General features: G+C 73.1%; 19 protein-coding genes. 10 read left to right on the top strand and 9 right to left on the bottom strand.

The features are described from left to right. Nucleotides 1–313: 313 nt before the first annotated feature. On the top strand, nt 314–1,342 hold the full coding sequence (locus ACFXOM_RS18970) for an ArsR/SmtB family transcription factor (RefSeq protein ID WP_384932380.1): 1,029 nt from the start codon (nt 314–316) through the stop codon (nt 1,340–1,342). On the opposite strand, the gene ACFXOM_RS18965 is transcribed toward ACFXOM_RS18970, so the two are convergent. Continuing rightward, the gene (locus ACFXOM_RS18965; RefSeq protein ID WP_385038549.1) at nt 1,312–2,469 is read right to left on the bottom strand and encodes an alkaline phosphatase PhoX; all 1,158 of its coding nucleotides are present in this window, start codon (nt 2,467–2,469) and stop codon (nt 1,312–1,314) included. The genes ACFXOM_RS18970 and ACFXOM_RS18965 overlap by 31 nt on opposite strands. Nucleotides 2,470–2,739: 270 nt before the next feature. On the opposite strand from ACFXOM_RS18965, the gene ACFXOM_RS18960 reads away from it, so the two are divergent. Next, the gene (locus ACFXOM_RS18960; protein ID WP_384932375.1) at nt 2,740–3,258 is read left to right on the top strand and encodes a hypothetical protein; all 519 of its coding nucleotides are present in this window, start codon (nt 2,740–2,742) and stop codon (nt 3,256–3,258) included. Between the two features lie 159 nt (nt 3,259–3,417). On the opposite strand, the gene ACFXOM_RS18955 is transcribed toward ACFXOM_RS18960, so the two are convergent. From ACFXOM_RS18955 to ACFXOM_RS18940, 4 genes are all read right to left on the bottom strand, one after another. After that, on the bottom strand, nt 3,418–4,353 hold the full coding sequence (locus ACFXOM_RS18955; RefSeq protein ID WP_384932374.1) for an oxidoreductase: 936 nt from the start codon (nt 4,351–4,353) through the stop codon (nt 3,418–3,420). Between the two features lie 159 nt (nt 4,354–4,512). Then, complete coding sequence (gene nirD, locus ACFXOM_RS18950) at nt 4,513–4,857, bottom strand: nitrite reductase small subunit NirD (RefSeq protein WP_384932372.1); 345 nt, start codon at nt 4,855–4,857, stop codon at nt 4,513–4,515. Beyond that, nucleotides 4,854–7,388: a nitrite reductase large subunit NirB gene (gene nirB, locus ACFXOM_RS18945; protein ID WP_385038546.1), complete on the bottom strand. Its 2,535-nt coding sequence runs from the start codon at nt 7,386–7,388 to the stop codon at nt 4,854–4,856. Before nirB ends, nirD begins: the two co-directional genes overlap by 4 nt. A 1-nt stretch (nt 7,389) precedes the next feature. Next, complete coding sequence (locus tag ACFXOM_RS18940; RefSeq protein ID WP_385038543.1) at nt 7,390–8,787, bottom strand: NAD(P)/FAD-dependent oxidoreductase; 1,398 nt, start codon at nt 8,785–8,787, stop codon at nt 7,390–7,392. 205 nt (nt 8,788–8,992) lie between these two features. Here ACFXOM_RS18940 and ACFXOM_RS18935 point away from each other — a divergent pair, with 205 nt between their 5' ends. Beyond that, on the top strand, nt 8,993–9,772 hold the full coding sequence (locus tag ACFXOM_RS18935) for a sulfite exporter TauE/SafE family protein (RefSeq protein ID WP_385038540.1): 780 nt from the start codon (nt 8,993–8,995) through the stop codon (nt 9,770–9,772). 7 nt (nt 9,773–9,779) lie between these two features. On the opposite strand, the gene ACFXOM_RS18930 is transcribed toward ACFXOM_RS18935, so the two are convergent. Both ACFXOM_RS18930 and ACFXOM_RS18925 read right to left on the bottom strand, forming a co-directional pair. Next, on the bottom strand, nt 9,780–10,400 hold the full coding sequence (locus ACFXOM_RS18930) for a class F sortase (RefSeq protein WP_384945352.1): 621 nt from the start codon (nt 10,398–10,400) through the stop codon (nt 9,780–9,782). Between the two features lie 105 nt (nt 10,401–10,505). After that, the gene (locus ACFXOM_RS18925) at nt 10,506–11,069 is read right to left on the bottom strand and encodes a hypothetical protein (RefSeq protein WP_384932357.1); all 564 of its coding nucleotides are present in this window, start codon (nt 11,067–11,069) and stop codon (nt 10,506–10,508) included. 450 nt (nt 11,070–11,519) lie between these two features. Between ACFXOM_RS18925 and ACFXOM_RS18920 the strand changes: the two genes are divergently transcribed. The 3 genes from ACFXOM_RS18920 (at nt 11,520) to ACFXOM_RS18910 (ending at nt 13,266) form a co-directional block, all read left to right on the top strand. Beyond that, the gene (locus ACFXOM_RS18920) at nt 11,520–12,173 is read left to right on the top strand and encodes an NADPH-dependent FMN reductase (protein ID WP_384932627.1); all 654 of its coding nucleotides are present in this window, start codon (nt 11,520–11,522) and stop codon (nt 12,171–12,173) included. A 329-nt stretch (nt 12,174–12,502) separates the two neighbouring features. Further along, nucleotides 12,503–12,847 (top strand): divalent-cation tolerance protein CutA, encoded by a 345-nt coding sequence (gene cutA, locus ACFXOM_RS18915; RefSeq protein WP_384932354.1) that lies wholly within the window; start codon nt 12,503–12,505, stop codon nt 12,845–12,847. Then, nucleotides 12,844–13,266, top strand: a complete 423-nt coding sequence (locus ACFXOM_RS18910; protein WP_384945357.1) for a gamma-glutamylcyclotransferase — start codon at nt 12,844–12,846, stop codon at nt 13,264–13,266. Before cutA ends, ACFXOM_RS18910 begins: the two co-directional genes overlap by 4 nt. 199 nt (nt 13,267–13,465) lie before the next feature. On the opposite strand, the gene ACFXOM_RS18905 is transcribed toward ACFXOM_RS18910, so the two are convergent. Both ACFXOM_RS18905 and ACFXOM_RS18900 read right to left on the bottom strand, forming a co-directional pair. Next, nucleotides 13,466–15,661, bottom strand: a complete 2,196-nt coding sequence (locus ACFXOM_RS18905) for a molybdopterin oxidoreductase family protein (protein ID WP_385038538.1) — start codon at nt 15,659–15,661, stop codon at nt 13,466–13,468. 247 nt (nt 15,662–15,908) lie between these two features. Then, nucleotides 15,909–16,655 carry a vancomycin high temperature exclusion protein gene (locus ACFXOM_RS18900; protein WP_384932624.1) on the bottom strand — a complete coding sequence of 249 codons (747 nt, stop codon included), beginning with the start codon at nt 16,653–16,655 and terminating at the stop codon, nt 15,909–15,911. A 591-nt stretch (nt 16,656–17,246) separates the two neighbouring features. Between ACFXOM_RS18900 and ACFXOM_RS18895 the strand changes: the two genes are divergently transcribed. The 4 genes from ACFXOM_RS18895 to ACFXOM_RS18880 all read left to right on the top strand — a co-directional run bounded on the left by ACFXOM_RS18895 (nt 17,247) and on the right by ACFXOM_RS18880 (nt 22,517). Then, nucleotides 17,247–17,948 carry a hypothetical protein gene (locus ACFXOM_RS18895; protein WP_385038535.1) on the top strand — a complete coding sequence of 234 codons (702 nt, stop codon included), beginning with the start codon at nt 17,247–17,249 and terminating at the stop codon, nt 17,946–17,948. A gap of 798 nt (nt 17,949–18,746) precedes the next feature. Continuing rightward, on the top strand, nt 18,747–19,727 hold the full coding sequence (locus ACFXOM_RS18890) for a sirohydrochlorin chelatase (protein ID WP_384932344.1): 981 nt from the start codon (nt 18,747–18,749) through the stop codon (nt 19,725–19,727). A 36-nt stretch (nt 19,728–19,763) separates the two neighbouring features. Next, complete coding sequence (locus tag ACFXOM_RS18885; protein WP_384932341.1) at nt 19,764–21,068, top strand: deoxyguanosinetriphosphate triphosphohydrolase; 1,305 nt, start codon at nt 19,764–19,766, stop codon at nt 21,066–21,068. A 180-nt stretch (nt 21,069–21,248) separates the two neighbouring features. Continuing rightward, entirely contained in the window at nt 21,249–22,517 is a 1,269-nt protein-coding gene (locus ACFXOM_RS18880; protein ID WP_384945361.1) for an NAD(P)/FAD-dependent oxidoreductase, read from the top strand. The last annotated feature ends 1 nt before the right edge of the window (nt 22,518 follow it).

The raw sequence follows: 22,518 nt of genomic DNA, 5'->3' as shown, positions 1-22,518 counted from the left end.
TTTTCGCCATTCGTTGAGCAAAGAACGGCGGGGCGCGGCCGGCGGATCCCCACCCGCTGGCCGCGCCCCATTCCCAATGCCGGACACGGAGCCGCAACCTCCGCCGACCGCCGCCAGGCGTGGAAAGCCCCCCACGGTCTTTACCTCGCCCCTCGGTACCCGAAGGTTTCGTGCCCGACGTCGTACAGCTTTTCGGTTCACGGGGCTCCTCCGCGATGCGTTTCAACTGTGGCCGAAACACCGTGGTAACGTGCTGTGATTGAGTGCATACTCAGTGGCGGGGGGCGATTGCGGATGCAACAGTGGGGGTTCCGTGCTGCGAATCCACTTCACCGGCGAAGACCTGGCGCGGCTGCGGATGGCTGCCAGGCCGGACGTTTTGTGGGAGACGATTCTGAGTTTTCATCGCTTACGGGACCGGCGTGGAGCCACCGTCTTCGGTGAATGGCGGACGGAAGCGCGAGCCCGGCTGAACGGGGAAACCCGGCTGCTGGCGGCGCTGGTTCCACCGCGCGGCTATTTCCCGGACTTCCTCACTCCGCCGGAGGGCCTCGACGGCCTCGAGGAAGGCCTCGACGCGGTGCGTGCGACCACGCCGCGGCGGCTGCGGGCCGAGCTACTCCTGCTCGCGGCCGAGCGCCCCCAGACGGGTCTGCCGGGCCGTCTCGCCGGCCTCGGCGAGGGTGCGGCCGAGCCGATGGACCGTCTCGTCGGGGCGCTGCGCAGCTATCACCGTGCCGCCGTCGAGCCGTACTGGCCGCAGATCCAGGCGGCCGTCGAGGCCGACCGCGCAGTGCGCGGCCGGGCCCTGCTCGACGGTGGCACGGACGAGCTGCTGGCGACGCTACCGCCGATGCTCCGCTGGAACGCCCCCGTCCTCGAGGCCGACTACCCGGTCGACCGCGAGGTGCACCTGGAGGGTCGCGGGCTGTTGCTCCAGCCCTCGTACTTCTGCCGGGGCGCCCCGGTGGTCCGTCGAGACCCCGCCCTCCCGCCCGCCCTCGTGTACCCCGTGACCCACACCGCGGGGCCGTCGCCGTCCGAGCGGGACGGGCTGTCACTGGGCCGGCTCGTGGGGCACACCCGCTCCGCCGTGCTGCAGTCCATCGGCAACGGCTGTACGACGAGCGAACTGGCCCGCCGGGCGGGGGTGTCGCTGGCGTCGGCCAGCCAGCACGCGTGTGTGCTCCGCGAGGCGGGGCTGGTCGTCACCCTGCGCAACGGCAATGCGGTGCTGCACACGATGACCCCGCTGGGCTCCGCCCTGTTGCGCGGCGGAGCCCAGCGGGACCCGGTGGCTCCCGGCGTGCCCTACGCTCGGAACGGTCCCGTCACCTCGTAGGTGATGCCGCCCGAGGAGCTCCCCGTGGTGCCGCGCTGACTGGAGAAGTACAACCGCCGCCCGTCGGGGGAGAAGGCCGGACCGGTGATCTCCGAGCCGGACTGCCCGGTGATCCGCAGGAACGGTGCGACGACGTCGTCCGGAGTGATGATGCAGATCTCCATGTTGCCGCCGTCCTCGGCGACGAACAGATCGCCGGACGAGGAGCCGGTCACGTTGTCCACGCCGGTCAGCGGCGCGCCTCCGCCGGCCACGAGCGAGTCGTCGTAGGTCAGTTCGTAGGTGCTGCTGGCCAGGTTGAGCTGCCAGACCCGGTTGTCGCCCTTGGTGGTGAACCAGACCGTGTCGCTGGCGTAGTGGCATCCTTCGCCGCCGTTGAACTTCTTCGCGCCGGACACCTGGCTGCGGGTGGCCGTCGGCGAGCCGTCCGGGTCGGGCACGTCGGCCCAGGCGAAGCTGCCGGTGGTGCCACTGCCCGCGACCAGCACCTGGAGGGTGCCGGAGGACAGGTTGCCCCAGGTCGTGGGGATGAAGCGGTAGAAGCAGCCGTTGGTCTCGTCCTCGGTCAGGTAGACCGCGCGGCGGACGGGGTCGGCGGCGGCCGCCTCGTGCTTGAACCGGCCCATGGCGGCGCGACGCGTGGCCGTGCCGCCCCAGGGGTCGGTCTCGTAGACGTAGCCGCGGCTGACCTCCTCGCACGACAGCCAGGTGTGCCACGGGGTGGCGCCGCCGGCGCAGTTCTGCCGGGTGCCCGACAGGATGCGGTAGGCGCCCGTGATGGTGCCGGAGGAGTCGAACCGCACGGCGCTCGCCCCGCCGCCCGGGTTGACTTCCGAGTTGGACACGTAGATCCAGCCGGAACCGTCCGTGAAGCACGCGCCGCCGTCCGGGGCGGGGTGCCAGGCGTACGAGGTGCCGGACACCGTCCGTCCGGAGCGGGCGATCACCCTGCTGGTGAAGCCGCCGGGCAGCTGGATGCCGTTGGCGTCCGCCGCGCCGAGTGCCCCGTAGGGGCCGGGGCCCGGCTGGGCCGGGGCCGCGTAGGCCGCGCCGTGCATCAGCGTGCCGCCGAACGCGGCGGCCGTACCGCCGATGACGGCACCGCGCAGGAAGCTGCGTCGTTCCACTGTCACTCCATCGGGGTCGTGACGTGCCGCCGCCGGGACCGGCGGCGGGTGGTGCGCCAACGGACCCTAGGAGTGCGGAGTTGACGTGGCGGCAACGTACGGTGAAGCGGACGCGTCGGCATGCCCCGCGGTGCGTGGGGCAGCGGTCACCCGATGCTTCCGAAACGTTCGATTCCGTAGGGCTGCGGGAGCGGGCAGAATGGGACGACCGGCTGTCTGGCGCGTTCGCACCCTGGTGTGCTTTGCAGTACCGGCCTAGCGTCGGCGGCCGTGGAAGGCGACTGGACACCCGGCGCGGAGGACCGCAGCCGGACCGCCGACCTGCGGACCGCGCTGCTGTGCGCCGGTGGTCTGCTGGCCCTGCTGCATCTGGTGGACCTGGGCAACGGCACGCTCCGACCGCTGCGTTCGGCCGTGTGGTGCGTGCTCGCCGTCGCGCTGTACGCGGTGCTGCACCCGCCCCGGGTGACGGCCGGCCGTGACTGGCTCGCCGTCCGGGGCCTCTTCCTCGAACACCGGGTCTGTACCGATCTGCTGGTGCAGGTGATCCACCGGGACGGTCCCGTCACGAAGCGGATCGTGCTGCGGGACGCGCTCGGCAACCGTGTGGAGCTCGACCCGGCCGTCCTGCTCGCGAATCCCGTGCTGTGGCACGCCGTCGACCGCGGCGCCCGTTCGGCGGAGGCGAGCGGGCTGCTCCGCACCGGGGCGGACGTGCTGCGCTCGATCGCGCGGCTGATCGAGCGGGACGGGGCGGAGGCGGTCTTCAGGGCGTCGGGTGTCGAGTGAGGCGTCCGCCTGCCCCGGGGCCGCGCGTGGTCCGCCCGGGCACCGCGGTGCGTGGTCGACGGTTCCCGTCGGCGCCGGGCGGGCCCGTGCACACGCGGGGTGCCGGGCGTGCTCCGGCGGGTGCCGGGGCACGGCAGCAGGGCCGGTCACCACCCGGCGTCAGCCCTTCAGGGCTGTGTACGTCACTCCGGTGAGCTGCTCGGACGCCACCCACAGCCGCTCGCCGGCCACGTCGTTGAGGGTCCAGCGCGCCCGCCAGGACGCAGTCGGAGCGCCCCGCCAGCCCTGGAGCCTCGGTCCGGTGAAGGAGTCGGGCCGCACACCGGGTGCCGTCGCCGCGTACAGCGACGGCAACGCGCCGCTCTCGGCGGGTTGCGCGACGATCCGGTTGGCGAGGTCCGCGATCCGTTCGGCCGCCTTCCGGCCTTCCATCCGTGCGCCCGCCGTCTGCAGGTTCGTCGCGGCGTAACCGGGGTGCGCCGCGGCCGCGACGACGTCCGAACCGGTGGCGCGCAGCCGCCGCGCCAGCTCGTGCACGAACAGCAGGTTCGCCGTCTTGGAGCGCCCGTAGGCGATCCAGCGGCGGTAGCGGTGCTCGCTGTTCAGGTCACCCATGTCGATGTTGGCCAGCATGTGCAGCCCGCTGGAGACGGTCACCACCCGGGCGCCGGGAGTGTCCAGCAGGCGGGGGAGCAGCAGTCCGGTGAGCGCGAAGTGGCCCAGGTGGTTTACTCCGAACTGGGTCTCGAAACCGTCGGCGGTCCTGCCGTACGGCAAGGCCATCACGCCGGCGTTGTTGATGAGCAGGTCGAGCCGTCGCGGCTCGTAAGCCTGGGCGAACTGCCGTACGGAGGCGAGGTCGGCCAGGTCGAGCGGACGGAACTCCACTTCGGCGCCCGGGACCTGCCGCTCGATCAGTGCCTGGGCGGTCTTGCCCCGGGCCTCGCTGCGGCAGGCGAGGACCACGCGGGCGCCGCGGCGGGCCAGCTCCCGGGCCGTGACGAGCCCGATACCGCTGTTCGCGCCGGTGACCACCGCGGTGCGCCCGCTCTGGTCGGGGATGTCCCGCGCGCCCCAGCTGCTCGCCTTCGCCATCGGTGCTCCTTCGCTGTTCCCGCAGGCCGGACCCGTGGGGCCAGCGTACGGCCACCCTTCGGGCGGCTGCGCGGTGGAACGGGGGAAGGCGCCCACCGGTGGGTGGGGAGCAGACCGGAGCGGTGCACCGGCGCCCGGGCGGTCCCAGGCGCGTCCCGGTCACGGGGAAGCGTCGTCGCCGGCCCAGGCACGCACCTCGAACACCGGTACGGACTTCTCCGCGTCGTCCAGGCAGTGCCCGGTCTCCAGGTCGAAGCGCTGCTTCAGCAGGGGAGAGGCGACGAACGCCCGCCCGGACGACGAACCCACCAGGCCGCGGGACAGCACTTGTGCTCCCGTGAACGGGTCACGGTTGCCGATCGCGTACGCACGGCCCGAGCGGTCCAGGAACAGCGCCGCCTGCGTTCCGTCGGGGAGCAGCGCCGCCACCCCCCGACCGGGCGTCAGCGCCGCACGGTCGCACACTGTGAGCCAACCGCCGTGGGCGTTCAGTTGCAGCTTCATCGGGTGAGGCTCCCTTCCGGGGTCTCCAGCGTGACGAGGACCGCCAGGTCCGGCTTGATCTGGTCCCGCTCGGGGACGAACTTCACCGAAGGGTCCGGTGCGCCGGGTGCGTTCACGAACGACACAAAGCGGCGCAGCCGTTCCGGGTCGTCCAGCGTCTCGGCCCACTCGTCCCGGTAGCCCGCGACGTGCTCGGCCATCATTGCCTCCAGCTCGTCGCACAGTCCGAGCGAGTCGTGCACGACGACGTCCCGCAGGTGGTCCAGCCCGCCGTCGAGGCGTTCCAGCCACGTGGAGGTGCGTTCCAGCCGGTCTGCGGTGCGGATGTAGAACATCAGGAACCGGTCGATCAGTCGTACGAGTTCGGCGTCCGAGAGGTCCTGGGCGAGCAGGTCGGCGTGGCGTGGCGTGGCGCCGCCGTTCCCGCCGACGTAGAGGTTCCATCCGTTGGCCGTGGCGATCACGCCGAAGTCCTTGGACTGGGCCTCCGCGCATTCCCGTGCGCAGCCGGACACCGCGGACTTGAGCTTGTGCGGGGCGCGCAGTCCGCGGTAGCGCAGCTCCAGGTCGATGGCCATGCGCACGCTGTCCTGCACGCCGTACCGGCACCAGGTCTGCCCCACGCAGGACTTGACCGTCCGCAGCGCCTTCCCGTACGCGTGCCCCGATTCGAAGCCCGCATCGACGAGGCGGGTCCAGATCGCCGGCAGCTGGTCCACCCGGGCCCCGAACATGTCGATCCGCTGACCGCCGGTGATCTTCGTGTAGAGCCCGAAGTCGCGGGCCACCTCTCCGATCACGATGAGCTTGTCGGGGGTGATCTCACCGCCGGGGATGCGCGGAACGATGGAGTAGGAGCCGTTGCGCTGCAGGTTGGCGAGGAAGTGGTCGTTGGTGTCCTGCAGCGACCCCTGCTCGCCGTCGAGGATGTACCCGTTGCCGAGGCTCGCGAGGATCGAGCCCACGGCGGGCTTGCAGATCTCGCAGCCGTCGCCGCGCCTCGCCCCTTCCCGGCCGTGCGAGTCGAGCAGCTGTGCGTACGAGGTCAGCCGCAGGGTCCGGACGATCTCGTACAGCTCGCTGCGGGTGTAGGAGAAGCAGCCGCAGAGTCCCTGGTCCGTGGCCTGCGGCAGCAGTTGACCGATGACCTTCACACAACTGCCGCAGCCCGTACCGGCCTTGGTGCACCTCTTCACCTCGGGCAGCGAGCCGTGGGCGCAGATCTCCCCCTTGGTGACGTTGTGGCAGGAACAGACCACTGCGTCGTCGGGCAGCGCGGACGGACCGAGGGCGACGGGTGCACCGGCACCCGCGGGCAGCACCAACTGCTCGGGCGGGACGGGCGGCACGCTGCCGGTGAGTGGGCGCAGCATCCCGTACGACTCGGCGTCACCGACCAGGACACCGCCCAGCAGCGTGCCGTCCGCGCTGACGACCAGCTTCTTGTACACGCCGGCGCGCGAGTCCGCGTACACGACGTCGAGGCAGCCCTCGGCGGTTCCGTGCGCGTCGCCGAACGACGCCACGTCCACGCCGAGGAGCTTCAGCTTCGTCGACAGGTCGGCGCCGGTGAAACGGCCCTCGTCGCCGTCGAGGACGTCCGCGACGGACTTCGCCATCTCGTAGCCCGGCGCCACCAGCCCGTACACCCGGCCGTCGGACGCGAGCGCGCACTCGCCGATCGCGTACACGGCCGGGTCGGACGTTCGGCACTGCTCGTCGACGACGATGCCGCCGCGCTCGCCGACGTCCAGGCCCATGTCGCGGGCGAGTCGGTCGCGGGGGCGGACGCCCGCCGAGAAGACGACCAGGTCGGTGGCGAGCGTCGAGCCGTCCGAGAGGTTCATGCCCGTGACGCCGCAGTCGCCGGCGACGACCTCCTGGGTGCCGACGCCCGTGTGCACGTGGAGCCCCATGCCCTCGATGGTGCGCAGCAGGGCCGCGCCACCGCCTTCGTCGATCTGGACGGGCATCAGTCGGGGCGCGAACTCCACGATGTGGGTGTCCAGGCCGAGGCCTTTGAGCGCACCGGCCGCCTCCAGGCCGAGCAGCCCGCCGCCGACGACGACGCCGGTGCGGGAGGTCTTGGCGTACTCCTCGATGGCGAGGAGGTCCTCGATGGTCCGGTAGACGAAGCAGCCACGGGCGTCCTTGCCCGGCACGGGCGGCACGAACGGGTAGGAGCCGGTGGCCAGGACGAGGGTGTCGTAGCGGAAGCTCCGCCCGCTGCGTGCGGTGACGGTGCGGGTGGTGCGGTCGACGTGCTCGGCAGGGTCGTCGAGGTAGAGCTCGATGCCGTGCCGGGTCATGAAGCCGTCCTCGACCATCGACAGCTCGTCGGGGGTGCGGCCGGAGAAGTACGAGGTGAGCTGGACCCGGTCGTAGGCCGGGCGGGGCTCCTCGCACAGGACGACGACCCGAGCTCGCTCGGTGACGCCGCGCTCCACGAGGGCCTCCAGGAAGCGCTGGCCGACCATCCCGTGGCCGACGAGCACGATCGTGGGGGTGGACGGGCTGTCCGCTGTGGCCATCTCAGGAGCCTCCATCGTGGGTGAGCAGGTGGAGCAGGGGTGTGGGCGGCAGGGCTTCGTCGCCCTCCCAGGTCCTGGCGAGGTCGCCGACGGTGGCGAGGTCGCCGAGGAGTACCCCGCCGACGAGCCGATCGTTCCGGACGATGACCTTCCGGTATGCGCCGCGGGTGGCGTCGGCGAGCTGCACGACGTCGTCACCGGGCTGGGGGGAGGGCTCGCCGAAAGCTGCGACGTCGAAGCTGCCGGTGCCCCCGAGGGTGAGTCGGGTGAGGGCGCGGGTGCCGGTGTAGCGGGCACGCGCGGGGCCGGCGGGGGAGGGGGGCGAGGGGTGGGCCGGTGTTCCGTGGAGGGAGTCCTCCGCCGGTGCGGCGGTGATCCCCCCGCCGGTGCTGGTGGCGGGCTGGGGCCGGGCGTCGGCTGCGGTCACCGCACCGGCTGCGGGGATGACCGCAGGGGCCCCCGCTCCGCCGGCCGCGGCGTCCGTGGCCAGCAGGGACGCCAGGACGTCCGCCTGCTCCAGGGCCGGGGTCGCCAGCCCGTAGACCGTGCCCGCGTGCTCGGCGCAGTCCCCGATGGCGTGGACGTACGGGTCCGACGTCCGCAGTTCGTCGTCCACGACGATTCCCTGACGGACCCGCAGGCCCGCATCGGCCGCCAGGCTCGTACGGGGTCGGACCCCGCAGGCCAGGACGACGCATTCGGCCCCGAGCACGAATCCGTCAGCCAGCTCGACACCGGTGACCCTTCCGCCGACGTGCCGCAGCCCGCGGGCACGGCACTCCGTGTGCACCTCCACGCCCAGCTCCTCCAGGTGGCGGCGGACCAGTGCGCCCGCGGCCGGGTCGAGATGGCGGTCCATCAGGTCCGGACCCTGGTGGGTCACCACCACGTCCGCACCCCGCTCGGCGAGCGCCCGCGCCGCCGAGACGCCGAGCAGCCCGCCGCCGACGACCACCGCCCGGGTGCCCGCCCGGACGGCGGCCGCCAGGGCCAGGCAGTCGTCGAGGGTGCGGAACGGGTGCACCCCGTCCGGCAGCCGCCCCGCGATGCCGCGCAGCGGCGGGAGCACCGGGTTCGACCCGGTCGCCAGCACCAGCCGGTCGTACGGCACGGCCGAGCCGTCCGCGCAGTGGACCGTGCGCGTCCCCCGGTCGATCCGTTCGGCCCGCACGCCGCGACGCACCGTGCCCGGACCTCCCGGCACCGGCGGCAGGGCGATGACGTCGGGGCCGTACCGCCCGGCCAGGACCTCGGCGAGCAGCACCCGGTTGTACGGGGCGTGCGGCTCCTCGCCGAGCACTGTCACGGCGAACGGCCGGGTCGTCGCGGACGGTGCCAGCTGCCGTGCCAGCCTCGCCCCTGCCATCCCGGCGCCGATCACCACGATCCTCGAAACCATGCAGTCAGCCTGCGGTGCGGGTGTTACCCGACGGCATCCCGGTTGTTACCCGTGGGGAACGCCGACCTCAGCACCCTGCGCGGCCGTTTGTGAGGGGCGCGGCGACCCTCGGCCCTCCCTCCGTGCGCAGCGGCAACCTCAGACGTAGCTCAACTCCGGGAAGAACGATGGACGCAGCATCTATCTGCTCCGTAAGGTCACGGCCGTGCCCGACATATCGCTCACCACCCTGCTGTTCCTCTGTCTCGCCGCCGAGGCCGCCGGCTGGATCGACGCGGTCGTCGGCGGCGGCGGGCTGCTGCTCCTCCCCGCACTGCTGCTCGGGATGCCGCACGTGCCCGCCGCGCACGTGCTCGGCACCAACAAGGCCGTGGCGATCGTCGGCACTTCGGGCGCGGCGATCACCTATGTCCGCAAGGCCCCCGTGCAGGTGGGGACGGCCGTGCGGATCGGGTTGACGGCCCTCGCCGGATCCATGGCCGGTGCCTTCTTCGCGGCGGGCATCAGCAGCGCGGTGCTCCGGCCCGTGATCATGGTGGTGCTGCTCGGCGTCGCGGCGTTCGTCATGCTCCGGCCGTCCTTCGGCACCACGCGCGACCGGGGCCCGGTCACCAGGCCGCGGATCATCGCCGCCATCGTCCTGGTCGGTGGCGGGATCGGCTTCTACGACGGACTGTTCGGCCCGGGCACGGGGACCTTCCTGGTGCTGGCCCTCACCGCCGTGCTCCACCTCGACCTGGTCGCGGCCTCCGCCACGGCGAAGATCGTCAATGTCTGCACCAATGCCGGCGCGCTCGCGATGTTCGCCTACCAGGGCAGCGTGTTGTGGCAGCTGGCCGCCGTGATGGCGCTGTTCAACCTGGCGGGCGGCATGATCGGGGCGCGGATGGCGCTGACCAGGGGTGCGGAGTTCGTCCGCGGCGTGCTGCTCGTCGTGGTGCTGTCCCTCGTCGCGAAGCTCGCGTTCGACCAGTGGTCCGGGTGACGGACGGTCACGCCGTCTTCGCCTCCCGCACCCCGGTGAGGTGGGCGTACGCGACCACGTTGCCCCGGTAGCCGGTCCGGCTGTCGTACCGGCCGCCGCAGGTGATCACCCGCAGTTCGGCCCGTCCGGTGTCTGCGTACACCTTGCGGTCGGGGAAGTGCGCGTTGTCGTACACCTCGACCGCATCGACGGTGAACAGCGCCGTGCGTCCGTCCTCGCGGAGGACCTCGATCCGGTTGCCCTTGTGCAGCGTGCCCAGGTCGTAGAAGACGGCGGGACCGCGTGCGGTGTCGACGTGACCGGCAACGAGCGCGGTGCCCAGGGCGCCCGGGGGAGTCCCGTCCCGGTACCAACCGGTGATGCCGCCGTCCGTGGCGGGCGGCGCCTCGAGGCTGTCGTCACGGGTCAGTCCCAGTCCCCTCACCGGGGCGTCGACGCCGATCCGCGGGATCCGGAAGCGGACCGGTGCGGACGGCGGGAGCGGATCGGCGGCGGTGAGTGCGTGCTCACCGGGCCCGAGGGCCTGGGCGGCGGAGGGCGAGGGAGGAAGCGCGACCTGTGCACCGCTGTGGACGAGCCAGACGCCGGCGACGGCGGCGGCCACCATCAGACTGCCCTTGGCCTTCATGGTCTCCTCCCGTGATTGCCCCCGTCCCCGTCATGCGGAAATCCGCATGACGGGGACAGGGCGGCGGTCCGTGGGACGGTGGAGGTCGGACGACTCCTCTCCCCGTCAACTACCCTGCGCGCCGCTCGCCCGACGGCGCAGGGTCCGGGTCCCGCCGACGGCGGTGGCGGCCAGCAGGGCCACCCCCGCCGCGATCTGGGTGGTGTCGGGGCCGACGCTGCCGCCGACTCCCGTCTCGACGTGGCCGCTCGGCGTCTTCGCCCGGCCGGTGGAGGTCGTGAGCTGACCGCTCGGCTGACCGTGCGCGGCCTGCACCAGTAGGTCCCCGTCAGCCTCCTTGCCGTCGTCGCAGAGCACGGTGATGCCGTAGTTCCCGGGCTGGGCGCCCTTCGGCACCGTGAACCTCCCCGCCGCGACCTGCTGGTCCTTGCCGGGTGACACTGTGAAGTCGCCCGCGCCCAGGGACTCGGCGTCGCCGGTTCCGTGACCGTCCCTCCCGCACGCGGAGGTGCTGACGGAGACGGCCGTACCGGGGGCCGCGGCTGCCGGTCTGATGTCCAACGGCGTGGCGTCCGCCGCGTGCGCGGCCGGAGTGCCCAGCACGCCCAGTGCGCCGGACCAGGCGACCGCGAGGGCCGGTCCGGTCAGCGTGCGTGCGGTGGTGCGCATGGGTCCTCCGGGGCGGTGAACTGCGCCGCGGCCGTGGGGGACGCGGCGGTGGTGCCGTCACTTCGAGGTAAGGGCCATCACGCCGTCGACGCACGCTGATGGAGGGTCAGATTCTCTCCCGGTGTCCGGCGTGTCCTCTGGCGCTCCAGAATCGTCGCAGGTCAAGAGGGGTATGTGGGGGTGTCTGGAGCTTCTTGGAGCGCACCACGCCGAAAGGGTGAGCGGCGTGTCGGTGGACGGCGTGGCGGTTCCCCTCCCGGGGTTCCGCCTGGTATGCCTTCTCCTTCGCGTTGTGGCGACGTGCGGTGGCATGGCGCGTGCGGTGGCATGGCAACAGCGCGGGCGGCGGCCCCGGGGGCGTGCGGGATCGCCTTCTGGCCGGCGGAGCCCCGGTGTCCGCGACGGGTGCCGCTTGACCTCAACCAAGGTTGATGTATGAGCCTCCTCGGCATGGACATCACCACATCTGCCCGCACATCCGTCGGCACTGCACCCGTCGGCACCGCGCCGTCCTCCGGCGCCCCTGACGCGCCCCTCAGGCTGGCCGTCGTCATCGGCAGCAACCGCGAGGGTCGCTTCGGACCCGTCATCGCCGACTGGTTCCTGTCCCGGCTCGCCGGACGAGACGACTTCACCGTCGACGTCGTCGACCTCGCCGACATCGATCTGCCCAGCGCGCCCTCCCCCACCCCGGACGATCGGATCGCGGCCGAGCTCTCCGGAGTCTCGCCCAGACTCGCCGCCGCGGACGCCTTCGTCGTCGTCACACCCGAGTACAACCACTCCTTCCCCGCCGCCCTCAAGGCCCTCGTCGACTGGCACTACACCGAATGGCGGGCCAAGCCCGTCGGGTTCGTCTCCTACGGCGGGATCTCCGGCGGACTGCGGGCGGTGGAACAACTGCGCCAGGTCTTCGCCGAGTTGCACGCCGTCACCGTCCGCGACGGCATCTCCTTCCACAATGCCGCGGACCACTTCGACGCCGAGGGGCGGCACACGGCCCCCTCAGGCGCCGATGCCGCTGCGAAGACACTGCTCGACCAGCTGGCCTGGTGGGGCAGCGTGCTGCGGGACGCCAGGAGGGTCCGCCCCTACGCCGGCTGACGGCGCCGCCGCGCAGTGCTGCCCCGCCCGCGGACGGGTAGTGGGGGCGGGGGCGGTCGGCCGCATCGAGGGAGTCGTGCTCGGTCGGGGCGCGCGGAGAGGACGGGGGCGGAGCCTGCGCACCTTCCGGATCCCCGCTGCTGAAGCCGCGCGTGCCGGTCGAGCCGCCCCGTACCGGAGCCGACCGGTCAGGGAGCCGACCAGTCAGGGAACCGTTCCGTCGGCGTGCCTCGGACGGAGGCGCCCCGACGGGCCGGCTGCTGCCCGGGCGCGGCGGTGGCCTAGGTTGGGGGCCCGTGTCCCAGCCGCGTCCGTAGGGAGGAGTGCCCGTGAGCACGGTTTCCGCGCCCCAGGCCCTGACCGTCCTGACCACCACCGGCAGCGCCGCCAAGGCCGAGGAACTGGCGCGCGGTGCGGTGGAGGCGCGGCTGGCCGCCTGCGCCCAGATCTCGGCTCCTGTCACCTCCGTCTACCGGTGGCAGGGTGCCGTCGAGTCCGGGGAGGAGTGGCAGGTCCTCTTCAAGACCACCCCGGCCCGCTACGACGCCCTCGAAGCGCACCTACGGGCCCGGCACGACTACGACACCCCGGAGGTCATCGCGACGCCGGTGGTCCGGGGGAGCTCCGCCTACCTGGCGTGGATCGTGACGGAGACGACCGAGGCCGCACCGTGACGGGCGCGCGCCTGCCGTTCTTCGTGTACGGCACCCTCCGTCCCGGGGAGCACAACCACGACCTCTTCCTGCGCGGTCGTACCGAGTCGGAGGAACCGGCGCGGCTCAGCGGCGCCGTCCTGTACCAGGGGCCGGGCTATCCGTTCGCCGTGGAGGCAGCGGGAGCGGGGGAGGTCCTGGGAGAGCTGGTCACGGCGGCACCGGGCCACTACGGCGAATTGCTCGGAGTGCTGGACCACCTGGAGGAGTACTTCGGGCCCGGCGACCCCCGGAACGTGTACGAGCGGGTCGAGCGTTCGGTGCACACGGTCGGGGGCACCGCCGCGGCCTGGGTGTACGTGGCCGCCGGGCCGGTGGCCGGACGGCTCCGTGCGCACGGGACGTCCATCCCGGGCGGGGACTGGTCGGCGGTCGGCTGACCGCGGCCCGGACGGGGACCGGGGGAGCACGACCGGGAAACGGGGGACATGCGGTCGACTCCTCGAAGCGCACCTACGGGCCCGGCACGCGGCGGGGGCGGTGACCACACCCGTCCGGAGCCGCCACCGCTTCCCGCCCCCTCGGGTGTCCCGCACTGCGGGGTTCGCCGTGCCGCCGGGCCCGCATCGGGCGGTGCCGTCAGCCCGCGGGCAACGGCTCCAGCCGGACCGCGCAGACCTTGAACTCCGGCATTCGGGACGTCGGGTCGAGTGCCGGATTGGTGAGGGTGTTGGCCCTCCCCCCGCCCGCCCAGTGGAACGGCATGAACACCGTGTCCGGCCGGATCGCGTCCGTCACCCGGGCCGGTGCCACGGCGCGTCCCCGGCGGGACACGACGGCCACCGGTTGCCCCTCGGCCACTCCCAACCGGGCGGCGAGCCGGGGGTGCAGCTCGACGAACGGCCCTGGTGCCGCGGCGTTCAGCTCCGCAACGCGCCGGGTCTGCGCCCCCGACTGGTACTGCGCCACGACCCTCCCCGTCGTCAGCACGACGGGGTACTCGGCGTCGGTCTCCTCCGCCGCCTCCCGGTGCACCACGGGCACGAACCTCGCCCGGCCGTCCGGCGTCGCGAACCGTTCCAGGAACAGCCGCGGGGTCCCGGGATGCGCCTCGCTCACCGCACCGGGCGCGGAGCCGTCCGCCGCGGTGCCGCCCGCGGAGCCGTCCGTCCCGGTGCCGCCCGCGGGTTCGGGACACGGCCAGAAGACGCCGTCCTCTTCCTCCAAGCGCCGGTAGCTGATGCCCGAGTAGTCCGCGGGTCCTCCCGCCGAGGCCCGGCGCAGCTCTTCGAAGACTTCCTCCGGGTCCGTCGGGAACCCCTTCCCGTGCCCCAGCAATCCGGCCAGCCCGTGCAGCACCTCCAGATCGCTCCGCACCCCCGTGGGAGGTGCGAGCGCGCGCCGCCGGAGCAGCACCCGGCCCTCCAGGTTCGTCGTGGTTCCCGTCTCCTCTGCCCACTGGGTCACGGGGAACACGACGTCCGCGAGCTCCGCCGTTTCCGAGAGCACCACGTCGGCGACGGCCAGGAAGTCGAGGTCCCCCAACCGTGCCTCCACGTGGGCGGCCCGGGGAGCGGAGACCACGGGATTCGACCCCATCAGCAGCAGCGCCTTCACGTCCCGGCCGAGGGCGTCGAGCAGCTCGTACGCACTGCGCCCGGGCCCGGGGAGCGTGTCGGGGTCGACACCCCACACCCGGCCCACGTGGGTCCGCGCGGCCGGATCGTCCAGCCTCCGGTAGCCGGGCAGTTGGTCGGCCTTCTGGCCGTGCTCGCGACCGCCCTGGCCGTTGCCCTGCCCGGTCAGACAGCCGTACCCGGACAACGGGCGGCCCGCTTTCCCCGTCGCGAGGACGAGGTTGATCCAGGCGCCGACGGTGTCCGTGCCCTTCGACTGCTGTTCGGGTCCGCGCGCAGTGAGGACCATCCCCGTGGGGGCCCCGCAGAACATGTCCACGGCCGCGCGCAGTTGCGGCACCCCCACGCCGGTGATCCGCTCGACCAGTTCGGGCCAGTGCGCCATGGCGGACGCCCTGGCCTCCTCCCAACCGGTCGTGCGCTCCCGGACGAAGGCCTCGTCGGTACGGCCCTGCGCCACCACCAGGTGAAGCAGCCCGAGGGCGAGCGCGAGATCGGTGCCGGGCCGCGGGGCCAGGTGCAGGTCCGCCTGTTCCGCCGTCCTCGTCCGGCGCGGATCGACGACGATCAGCTTGCCGCCGTTCTCCCTCAGCTCCGTGAGGTAGCGCAGTGCCGGCGGCATCGTCTCGGCGAGGTTGGAGCCGACGAGCAGGACGCATCCGGTACGCGGAACGTCCTCCAGGGGGAACGGAAGCCCCCGGTCGAGGCCGAACGCCCGCTGGTGCGCGGCTGCCGCCGACGACATGCAGAAGCGCCCGTTGTAGTCGATCTGCGAGGTGCCAAGGACGATCCGGGCGAACTTCCCCAGTGCGTACGCCTTCTCGTTCGTCAGGCCGCCGCCGCCGAACACGCCGACGGCATCCGCCCCGTGCACCGCCCGGGTCCGCCGCAGCCCTTCCGCCGTCAGACGCAGGGCCTCCTCCCAGGTGGCCGGTTCGAGCCTGCCTGTGGCGGGGCGTCGGACCAGGGGCCCGGTCAGCCGCACCCGGGAGGAGAGTACTGCGGGTGCCGTGCGGCCCTTGCCGCACAGCGCACCCCGGTTCACGGGGAAGTCCGGACGCTCGACGACTTCGACGACCTCCGCCGGGTCCGTGGATTGCGTCCCCCGGGCACGCAGGTTCATCCCGCACTGCAGCGAGCAGTAGGGGCAGTGGGTCGCGATGAGCGGGGATCGCGGAGCGTCAGGTGCTGGGGGCATGGACCCAGGGTGCGTCGTCCGTGTTACGGGCGCGGGCGCATCGCATTACGGCGCCGGTACGCCCCCCTCCGCCCGGCGGGCCGGGTGTGGTGAGTTGCCCGCGTACCGCTGCCCGCCGGGCGGGCAAGAGGGCGGGTGATGGTCGGACGCGGCCGGGAGGTCCGCCGGGATGCGGGTGGCGGGCCATGTTCCGGTGGGAGCGCGCGGTCTGAACGGTCCGCCCCCGGCGCCGCGACGGCGTCCTGGCTCAGTGAGCGGTGGCCGGATCCCCGGGGCCGGTGACAGCCGAGGCCAGCGCTTCGGTGACGCCCTTCTCCCGGGGGCCGAGGAACCGCGGCTCGGGTTCGAACACCGCGTCCAGTGCCGCCTTGCCCGCCGCGAAGAGCTCCCGCGTGCCGCCGTAGTACCAGGTCGCGTCGTGAGGTTCGTCGACGCCGATGCCGTACGAGTCGACCCCGGCCTCGTTGCACAGCGCGACGGCCCGCCGGATGTGGAAGCCCTGCGTCACCAGTACCGCCCGGTCCACGCCGAAGATCTGCTTCGCGCGCACGCAGGAGTCCCAGGTGTCGAATCCCGCGTAGTCGCTCACGATCCGCGCGTCGGGCACTCCCCGCCGTATGAGATAGGCGCGCATCGCGTCCGGCTCGTCGTATTCGGCCCGGCTGTTGTCCCCGGTCACGAGGACGACCTTGACCTTCCCCGTCCGGTACAGCTCGGCGGCCGCGTCGAGGCGGTGCGCCAGGTAGGGGGTGGGGCGGCCGTTCCACAGGCCCGCACCGAAGACCACGGCGACGTCGTGTGCGGGCGCGTCGGCGGTCGTGCGGAGCCGACCGTCCGCCACCGCGTGCGTCCAGGTCGCCGGAGTCAGGGCCAGGACGCACCCGAGCATCACGGTCTGTGCGGCGCGCCGTCGCCCGCGTCGGGTCGTGGGCAGCAGCGTGAACGTCCTCGGCAGCGGGCCACGCAGCCTGATCCTCACCAACGATCCCTCCATGGTCCTGCGGTTCACCAGTTTCGACGCCGCCACGGGCAGGACGGTTCACGCGGCGCGCCGGATGTGATCAGGAGTACTGCAGGACGTGCTGCGGCCGCGGCACCTGCGGCGTCGGTCGCCGCACCCGACCGTGAGGGACGCGTGCGGGAGCCGTGTGTGCCGCGAGCGGATCGGCGCACGCGCGGGCGGGGGAGAAGCGGGCGCGGGAGATGGCGTGCACGGGAAGGCAGCGGCACGGGTGCGCCGGTCCCCGGCTGCGTGTCGCCCAGCGGACGGCGAACAGGGGACCGGGGCAGCAGGGGGCACGGCGGACAGGGGCGTCGGGGGTGGGTCGGGAGCCGGGTCGGCGACGATGCGGCCGCCGTGTTCCGCCGACCGTTCAGAGGATGCACGTTGACGCTGTGACGTCACCTTTTCGGGTGGTTTTTTACCGGAAGGGCGGGTGGATGATTCACGTGATCGGATCGGTGCGAGGCCGAAGGACATAGGGCCGAACGGCGGGGCCGACACGACGAGGAGCGTCGTTCCCGGCCGCGGCACGGACCCGTCCACGGCATGGAACCCTGACGGCAGTTGCGGCAGGATCGATTCATGATCAGCCAGTCTGCCCGCAACAACGCCGAATGGTGCCACGCGATGTGCCGCGCGCACGGCATCCCGACGGCCTTCCAAGAACGGGCCTGGACCAGCGAGCGGCGGACCCCTCCGCTCTACCCGGACGCCGTGACCCTCGCCCCGGACGCCACGGCCCACGACGTGCTGAGCGAGATCGACCGGGAGGCGCCCGGCTGTTCGGTCAAGGACAGCTTCGGGCGGCTCGACCTCGCGGCAGACGGATTCGAGGTGCTCTTCGAGGCCCGATGGATCCACCGCCCCGCCTCGCTCGTGGCGCCCGTCGCCCCCGACAACGTCGTCTGGCGCCCCCTCAGGACGGAGCCCGGCCTGGCCGCGTGGGAGGCCGCGTGGTCGGACGGCGACGAGGACCTGGTGGGGCTCTTCCGCCCGGAACTCCTCGCCGACCGGACCACGACGCTCCTGGCGGGGACCACGGACGGTGGCACTCGTACGGTCGCCGGGGCCGTGGTGAGCCGGAGCAGCGCCGTCGTCGGCGTTTCCCACGTCTTCGGGTCCGACGGGGACCTCGAACGCGCCTGGGCGGGCTGCCTCGCCGCCGTCGCCCACTTCTGGCCCGGCGTGCCGGTCGTCGGCTACGAACACGGCGAGGACCTGGACGCCGCTACCCGGCAGGGGTTCATCCCCGGCGCACCGCTCACGGTCTGGTCGGCGGACTGACACCAGCGCACATCGAACAGCACGCGGGACGGACCCGCCTGCGCCGTCGCCACGGCCTTGCCCCGTGCGGAGAAGTGCTGCCCGGACGGTGCGCTGCGGGGGTGCCGCGAGGGCCCGCCCGGCTCCCAACTGCGTCTCAGGGCGTACCGCCGCCTGAGCCGCGGGAGGGCCGCCCACCCCGACGGGCGGTCGGCCGACTCCGTGCGTCCCGGTGGCCTCCGGCACGATGACGATCTCCCCGGGAGGCGCCGTCGAGGCCGACCGAACCGAGCCCCGCTCGGAGTCGCCGTCCCGCAGGAACCCCGCACGCGACACGCCGACCGAGCCGTGCGCCGCGACCACCAGGCCGCGCAGCGCCGCCTGGCACGCGGCGCCCCTCCCACTCACCCGGGTCGGCAGGCCGACGGGCACGCGCAGTGACCGCACCGGCCAAGGGGCGACCTGTTCCCGACACTCCCGACCGTACCGTTCCAGCCATTCGGCGAGCTGCCGCAGCCGGACCGCTTCCGCACCGGGGCACAGCTTCGCCGGCAGCTGATGCACCGTGTGCACGGCGGCATTCCGGAACCGTACGCACCCACCGTCCAGCGTGACGGCACAGCCGCCGCTCCCCGTCTCGATCCAGCCCATGGCTGACCCCCTCCGGCCATCCGGTCGCGCAGCCGATCCCGGTTCCCTTCAGCACGATCACCGTAGGTGACCGGTCTGACAACGCCCCCGACGGCCCCGTGAGGCACCGGAAAACACCCGTCACCGCCGCGCAACGGCCCGGCAACGTGCACCCGCCAGGATCGGTCCATGACGGAGTCGGCACACCCTCGCGAGTCCCTGGCCCCGAACACGCTGCCCCTCGACAGCACCGCGCAGCTGCTCACCCGCATCACCGCGCAGCTCGGGGCGCAGCTCAGCCACGTCCAGCTCAACGGAGTGCGCAGACCCATGACCCCTCCCACCACCGAACGACCCGGCAGCGCCGGCCCGGCCGCCCACCGGTCCGCCCAGCCGGCCCGCCGCACCGCGGCACCCACGGTCGTCCGGGCCCCCGCCCTCGTGGCCGTCGCCCACGGCAGCCGCGACCCCCGGGCCCTGCACACCGTCTCCCGGCTGCTCGACCGGGTGCGGGAACTACGGCCCCGCCTCGACGTCCGGCTCGGGCACATCGAGCTCAACGAACCGCTGCTGCCAGCGACCCTCGCCGGCCTCGGCGACCGCGACGCCGTCCTCGTGCCGCTGTTGCTCGGCCGCGGCCACCACGTCAAGCACGACGTTCCCGCCGCGGCCGCCGGAGCACCACTGCTGCGTGCCCGGTTCGCCCCGCCCCTCGGCCCGCACCCGCTGCTGGTGGAGGCCCTCAGCGCACGCCTCCACGAAGCCGGTTGGCGGACCGGGGACGGCACGAGCCCCACCACCGCCGTGGTGCTCGCGGCGGCCGGCTCGCGGGACCCCGAGTCGGCCGCCGACACCCGCCGCACCGCGGAACTGCTCAGCGAACGCCTCGGCGGTGTGCCCGTGGTCCCCGCCTACGCCTCCGCGCTGTCGCCCACCGTCCCCGACGCGGTGCGCGCCCTGGCAGCGCGGGGCCGGCACCGGATCGCCGTCGCGTCCTACTTCACCGCGCCCGGGCGGTTCGCCGCGGCCGGCGCCGCCGCAGCACCGTGGATCGCCGCTGCGCCGCTCGGTGCACATCCGGCGCTCGGGCGGCTGGTCCTGCAACGTTACGACGAGGCGCTGGCCGGGCACCCGCCGGTGTCCGACCAGCGCCAACTGGTCACTGCCTGATTCGCACTGTCGGCCGCTGCCGTTACCGTCGGGTGCATGGAAGGCACCACTGGCACCGCACACACCTCCGGCTACGACGACGCTGCCGTCGCGCGATGGGCCGTCGAGCCGGACAAGCGCCCGGGCCGCACGGCCTTCCAGCGCGACCGCGCCCGCGTGCTGCACTCCGCGGCGCTGCGCAGGCTCGCGGGGAAGACCCAGGTGGTGACGCCGGGTTCGCGGAGCGCCGCCTGGGACCCCAGCCCCCGCACCCGGCTGACGCACTCCCTGGAATGCGCCCAGGTAGGCCGCGAGCTGGGTGCGGCGCTCGGCTGCGACCCCGATCTGGTGGAAGCCGCGTGCCTCGCCCACGACCTGGGGCACCCGCCGTTCGGGCACAACGGCGAGCAGGCACTCAACGACGTCGCCAAGGACTGCGGCGGCTTCGAGGGCAACGCACAGTCGCTGAGGCTGCTCACCCGGATCGAGCCCAAGCGTTTCGCCCGCTCCCCGGGGACCGGTGAGATGGTCAGCGTCGGTCTCAACCTGACCCGGGCGGCGCTCGACGCGGCGACCAAGTACCCGTGGGCGCGCGGCGGTCACCCCACCGACCCCACCTCGCCGAAGTTCGGGGTGTACGAGGACGACCTGCCGGTCTTCGCCTGGGCACGCGAGGGCGCCCCCGCCCACCGCAAGTGCTTCGAGGCACAGGTCATGGACTGGTCGGACGACGTGGCGTACTCGGTCCACGACGTCGAGGACGGGCTGCACGCGGGCCACATCGATCCCAACGCCCTGCTCTCCGAGGCCGAGCGGGCGGAGATCTGGACGGTGGCCATCGGCCGCTACGTTTCCGAGGACACCACGCCGCAGGAGCTCGCCGACGCCCTCGACCGGCTCGTCACCCAGGAGTGGTGGCCGCACGGCTACGACGGTTCTGCGGTCGCCCAGGCCCGGCTCAAGGACGCCACCAGCCAGCTCATCGGCCGGTTCTGCCTGGCTGCCGAGGGGGCCACGCGGGAGGCCTACGGCTCCGGCCGGCTCACCCGGTACGCCGCCGAGCTGGTCGTCCCGGACGAGACCCGCCTCGAGTGCGCGGTCCTCAAGGCCGTCGCCGACCGCTACGTGATGCAGCGCGCCGAGCAGGAGGCGCTGCGCGCGGACCAGCGCGTGGTCGTCGCCGAGCTGGCGGAAGCCCTGGTCGGCCGGGCGCCCGAGGGACTGGACCCACAGTTCCGGGCGATGTTCGACAGCGCACGGGACGAACGGGCCCGCAAGCGCGTGATCGTCGATCAGATCGCCTCGCTCACGGACGCCTCGGCCCGCACCCTGCACGCCCGTCTGGCCCCGCGCCGACCGTGATCGCCGGTCGGGCCGCCCTCCCGGCGGACCGCCCGGAACGGCCGGAACCGACACGCCCGCCGCGGTGTCCCTCTTCCCCCATCACGCTGCGTGCGGGAGGCTCGCACTCAGGCGGCGTAGCGTTCTGTGTTGTCCGGGGTACGAACCCCGGACTCCCGGCAGTCATCAGGGAGGCAACAAGTGGTCGACGCGCATCGGACATTCGTCATCGTGGGCGGAGGGCTCGCCGGGGCCAAGGCCGCGGAAACCCTCCGCGCCGAAGGGTTCACGGGCCGCGTGATCCTCATCGGAGACGAACGCGACCACCCGTACGAACGCCCCCCGCTCTCCAAGGGCTACCTGTCCGGCAAGGAAGAGCGCGACAGCGTCTTCGTCCACGAGCCCGCCTGGTACGCGCGGGCGGACATCGAGCTGCACCTCGGGCAGCCGGTCACCTCGATCGACCGCGAGGGCCGGTCCGTGCGGCTCGGGGACGGCACCACCGTCCACTACGACAAGCTTCTGCTGGCCACAGGAGCGGAACCGCGGCGCCTCGACATCCCCGGAACCGAGCTGGCCGGGGTCCACCACCTGCGCCGGCTCGGGCACGCGGACCGGCTGCGGCAAGTTCTCGCCGCCCTCGGGCGCGACAACGGCCACCTGCTGATCGCCGGCGCCGGCTGGATCGGCCTGGAGGTGGCCGCCGCCGCCCGCGGCTACGGCGCAGAGGTCACGATCGTCGAGTCCGCACCCACGCCGCTCCACCAGGCGATCGGCCCCGAGCTCGGCCAGATCTTCGCCGATCTCCACCGCGAGCACGGCGTGCGGTTCCACTTCGGCGCCCGTCTCACGGAGATCACCGGGCAGGACGGCGTGGTCCTCGCCGCCCGCACCGACGACGGCGAGGAGCACCCCGTCCACAGCGTGCTCGCCGCGATCGGCGCCGCCCCGCGCACCGGCCTCGCCGAAGCCGCGGGCCTCGCCCTCCTCGACCGCGGGCACGGCGGCGGCGTCGCCGTCGACGCCTCGCTGCGGACGTCCGACCCCGAGATCTACGCGGCCGGCGACGTCGCCGCCATGCACCACCCGCTGCTCGACCTGCGGCTGCGTGTCGAGCACTGGGCGAACGCGCTCAACGGCGGGCCCGCCGCGGCGCGCGCCATGCTCGGTCACCAGGTCTCGTACGACCGGGTCCCCTACTTCTTCTCCGACCAGTACGACCTCGGCATGGAGTACTCGGGCTGGGCACCGCCGGGCTCGTACGACCAGGTCGTGCTCCGCGGGGACGCCGGCAAGCGCGAGTTCATCGCCTTCTGGCTCAAGGACCGCAAGGTGCTGGCGGGGATGAACGTGAACGTGTGGGACGTCACGGACGACATCCAGGGCCTCATCCGCTCCGGTGCGCCCGTGGACACCGACGCCCTGGCGAACCCCGCGACGCCGCTCGGTGCTGTCACCCCGGCACCTTAAG

The organism is Streptomyces sp. NPDC059169 (assembly GCF_042755225.1).
GTDB lineage: Bacteria > Actinomycetota > Actinomycetes > Streptomycetales > Streptomycetaceae > Streptomyces.
The sequence above is the reverse complement of the archived record's forward strand: the minus strand, read 5'-3'. Positions and strand labels throughout refer to the sequence as shown.

Excerpts from the sequence above, each read along its gene's own strand:
- ACFXOM_RS18940 (WP_385038543.1), bottom strand. The coding sequence starts at position 8,787 with ATGGTTTCGAGGATCGTGGTGATCGGCGCCGGGATGGCAGGGGCGAGG.
- ACFXOM_RS18900 (WP_384932624.1), bottom strand. The coding sequence starts at position 16,655 with ATGGAGGGATCGTTGGTGAGGATCAGGCTGCGTGGCCCGCTGCCGAGG.
- nirB (WP_385038546.1), bottom strand. The coding sequence starts at position 7,388 with ATGGCCACAGCGGACAGCCCGTCCACCCCCACGATCGTGCTCGTCGGC.
- ACFXOM_RS18895 (WP_385038535.1), top strand. The coding sequence starts at position 17,247 with ATGATCAGCCAGTCTGCCCGCAACAACGCCGAATGGTGCCACGCGATG.
- ACFXOM_RS18890 (WP_384932344.1), top strand. The coding sequence starts at position 18,747 with ATGACGGAGTCGGCACACCCTCGCGAGTCCCTGGCCCCGAACACGCTG.
- ACFXOM_RS18925 (WP_384932357.1), bottom strand. The coding sequence starts at position 11,069 with ATGCGCACCACCGCACGCACGCTGACCGGACCGGCCCTCGCGGTCGCC.
- nirD (WP_384932372.1), bottom strand. The coding sequence starts at position 4,857 with ATGAAGCTGCAACTGAACGCCCACGGCGGTTGGCTCACAGTGTGCGAC.
- ACFXOM_RS18885 (WP_384932341.1), top strand. The coding sequence starts at position 19,764 with ATGGAAGGCACCACTGGCACCGCACACACCTCCGGCTACGACGACGCT.
- ACFXOM_RS18930 (WP_384945352.1), bottom strand. The coding sequence starts at position 10,400 with ATGAAGGCCAAGGGCAGTCTGATGGTGGCCGCCGCCGTCGCCGGCGTC.
- ACFXOM_RS18920 (WP_384932627.1), top strand. The coding sequence starts at position 11,520 with ATGGACATCACCACATCTGCCCGCACATCCGTCGGCACTGCACCCGTC.
- ACFXOM_RS18955 (WP_384932374.1), bottom strand. The coding sequence starts at position 4,353 with ATGGCGAAGGCGAGCAGCTGGGGCGCGCGGGACATCCCCGACCAGAGC.
- ACFXOM_RS18905 (WP_385038538.1), bottom strand. The coding sequence starts at position 15,661 with ATGCCCCCAGCACCTGACGCTCCGCGATCCCCGCTCATCGCGACCCAC.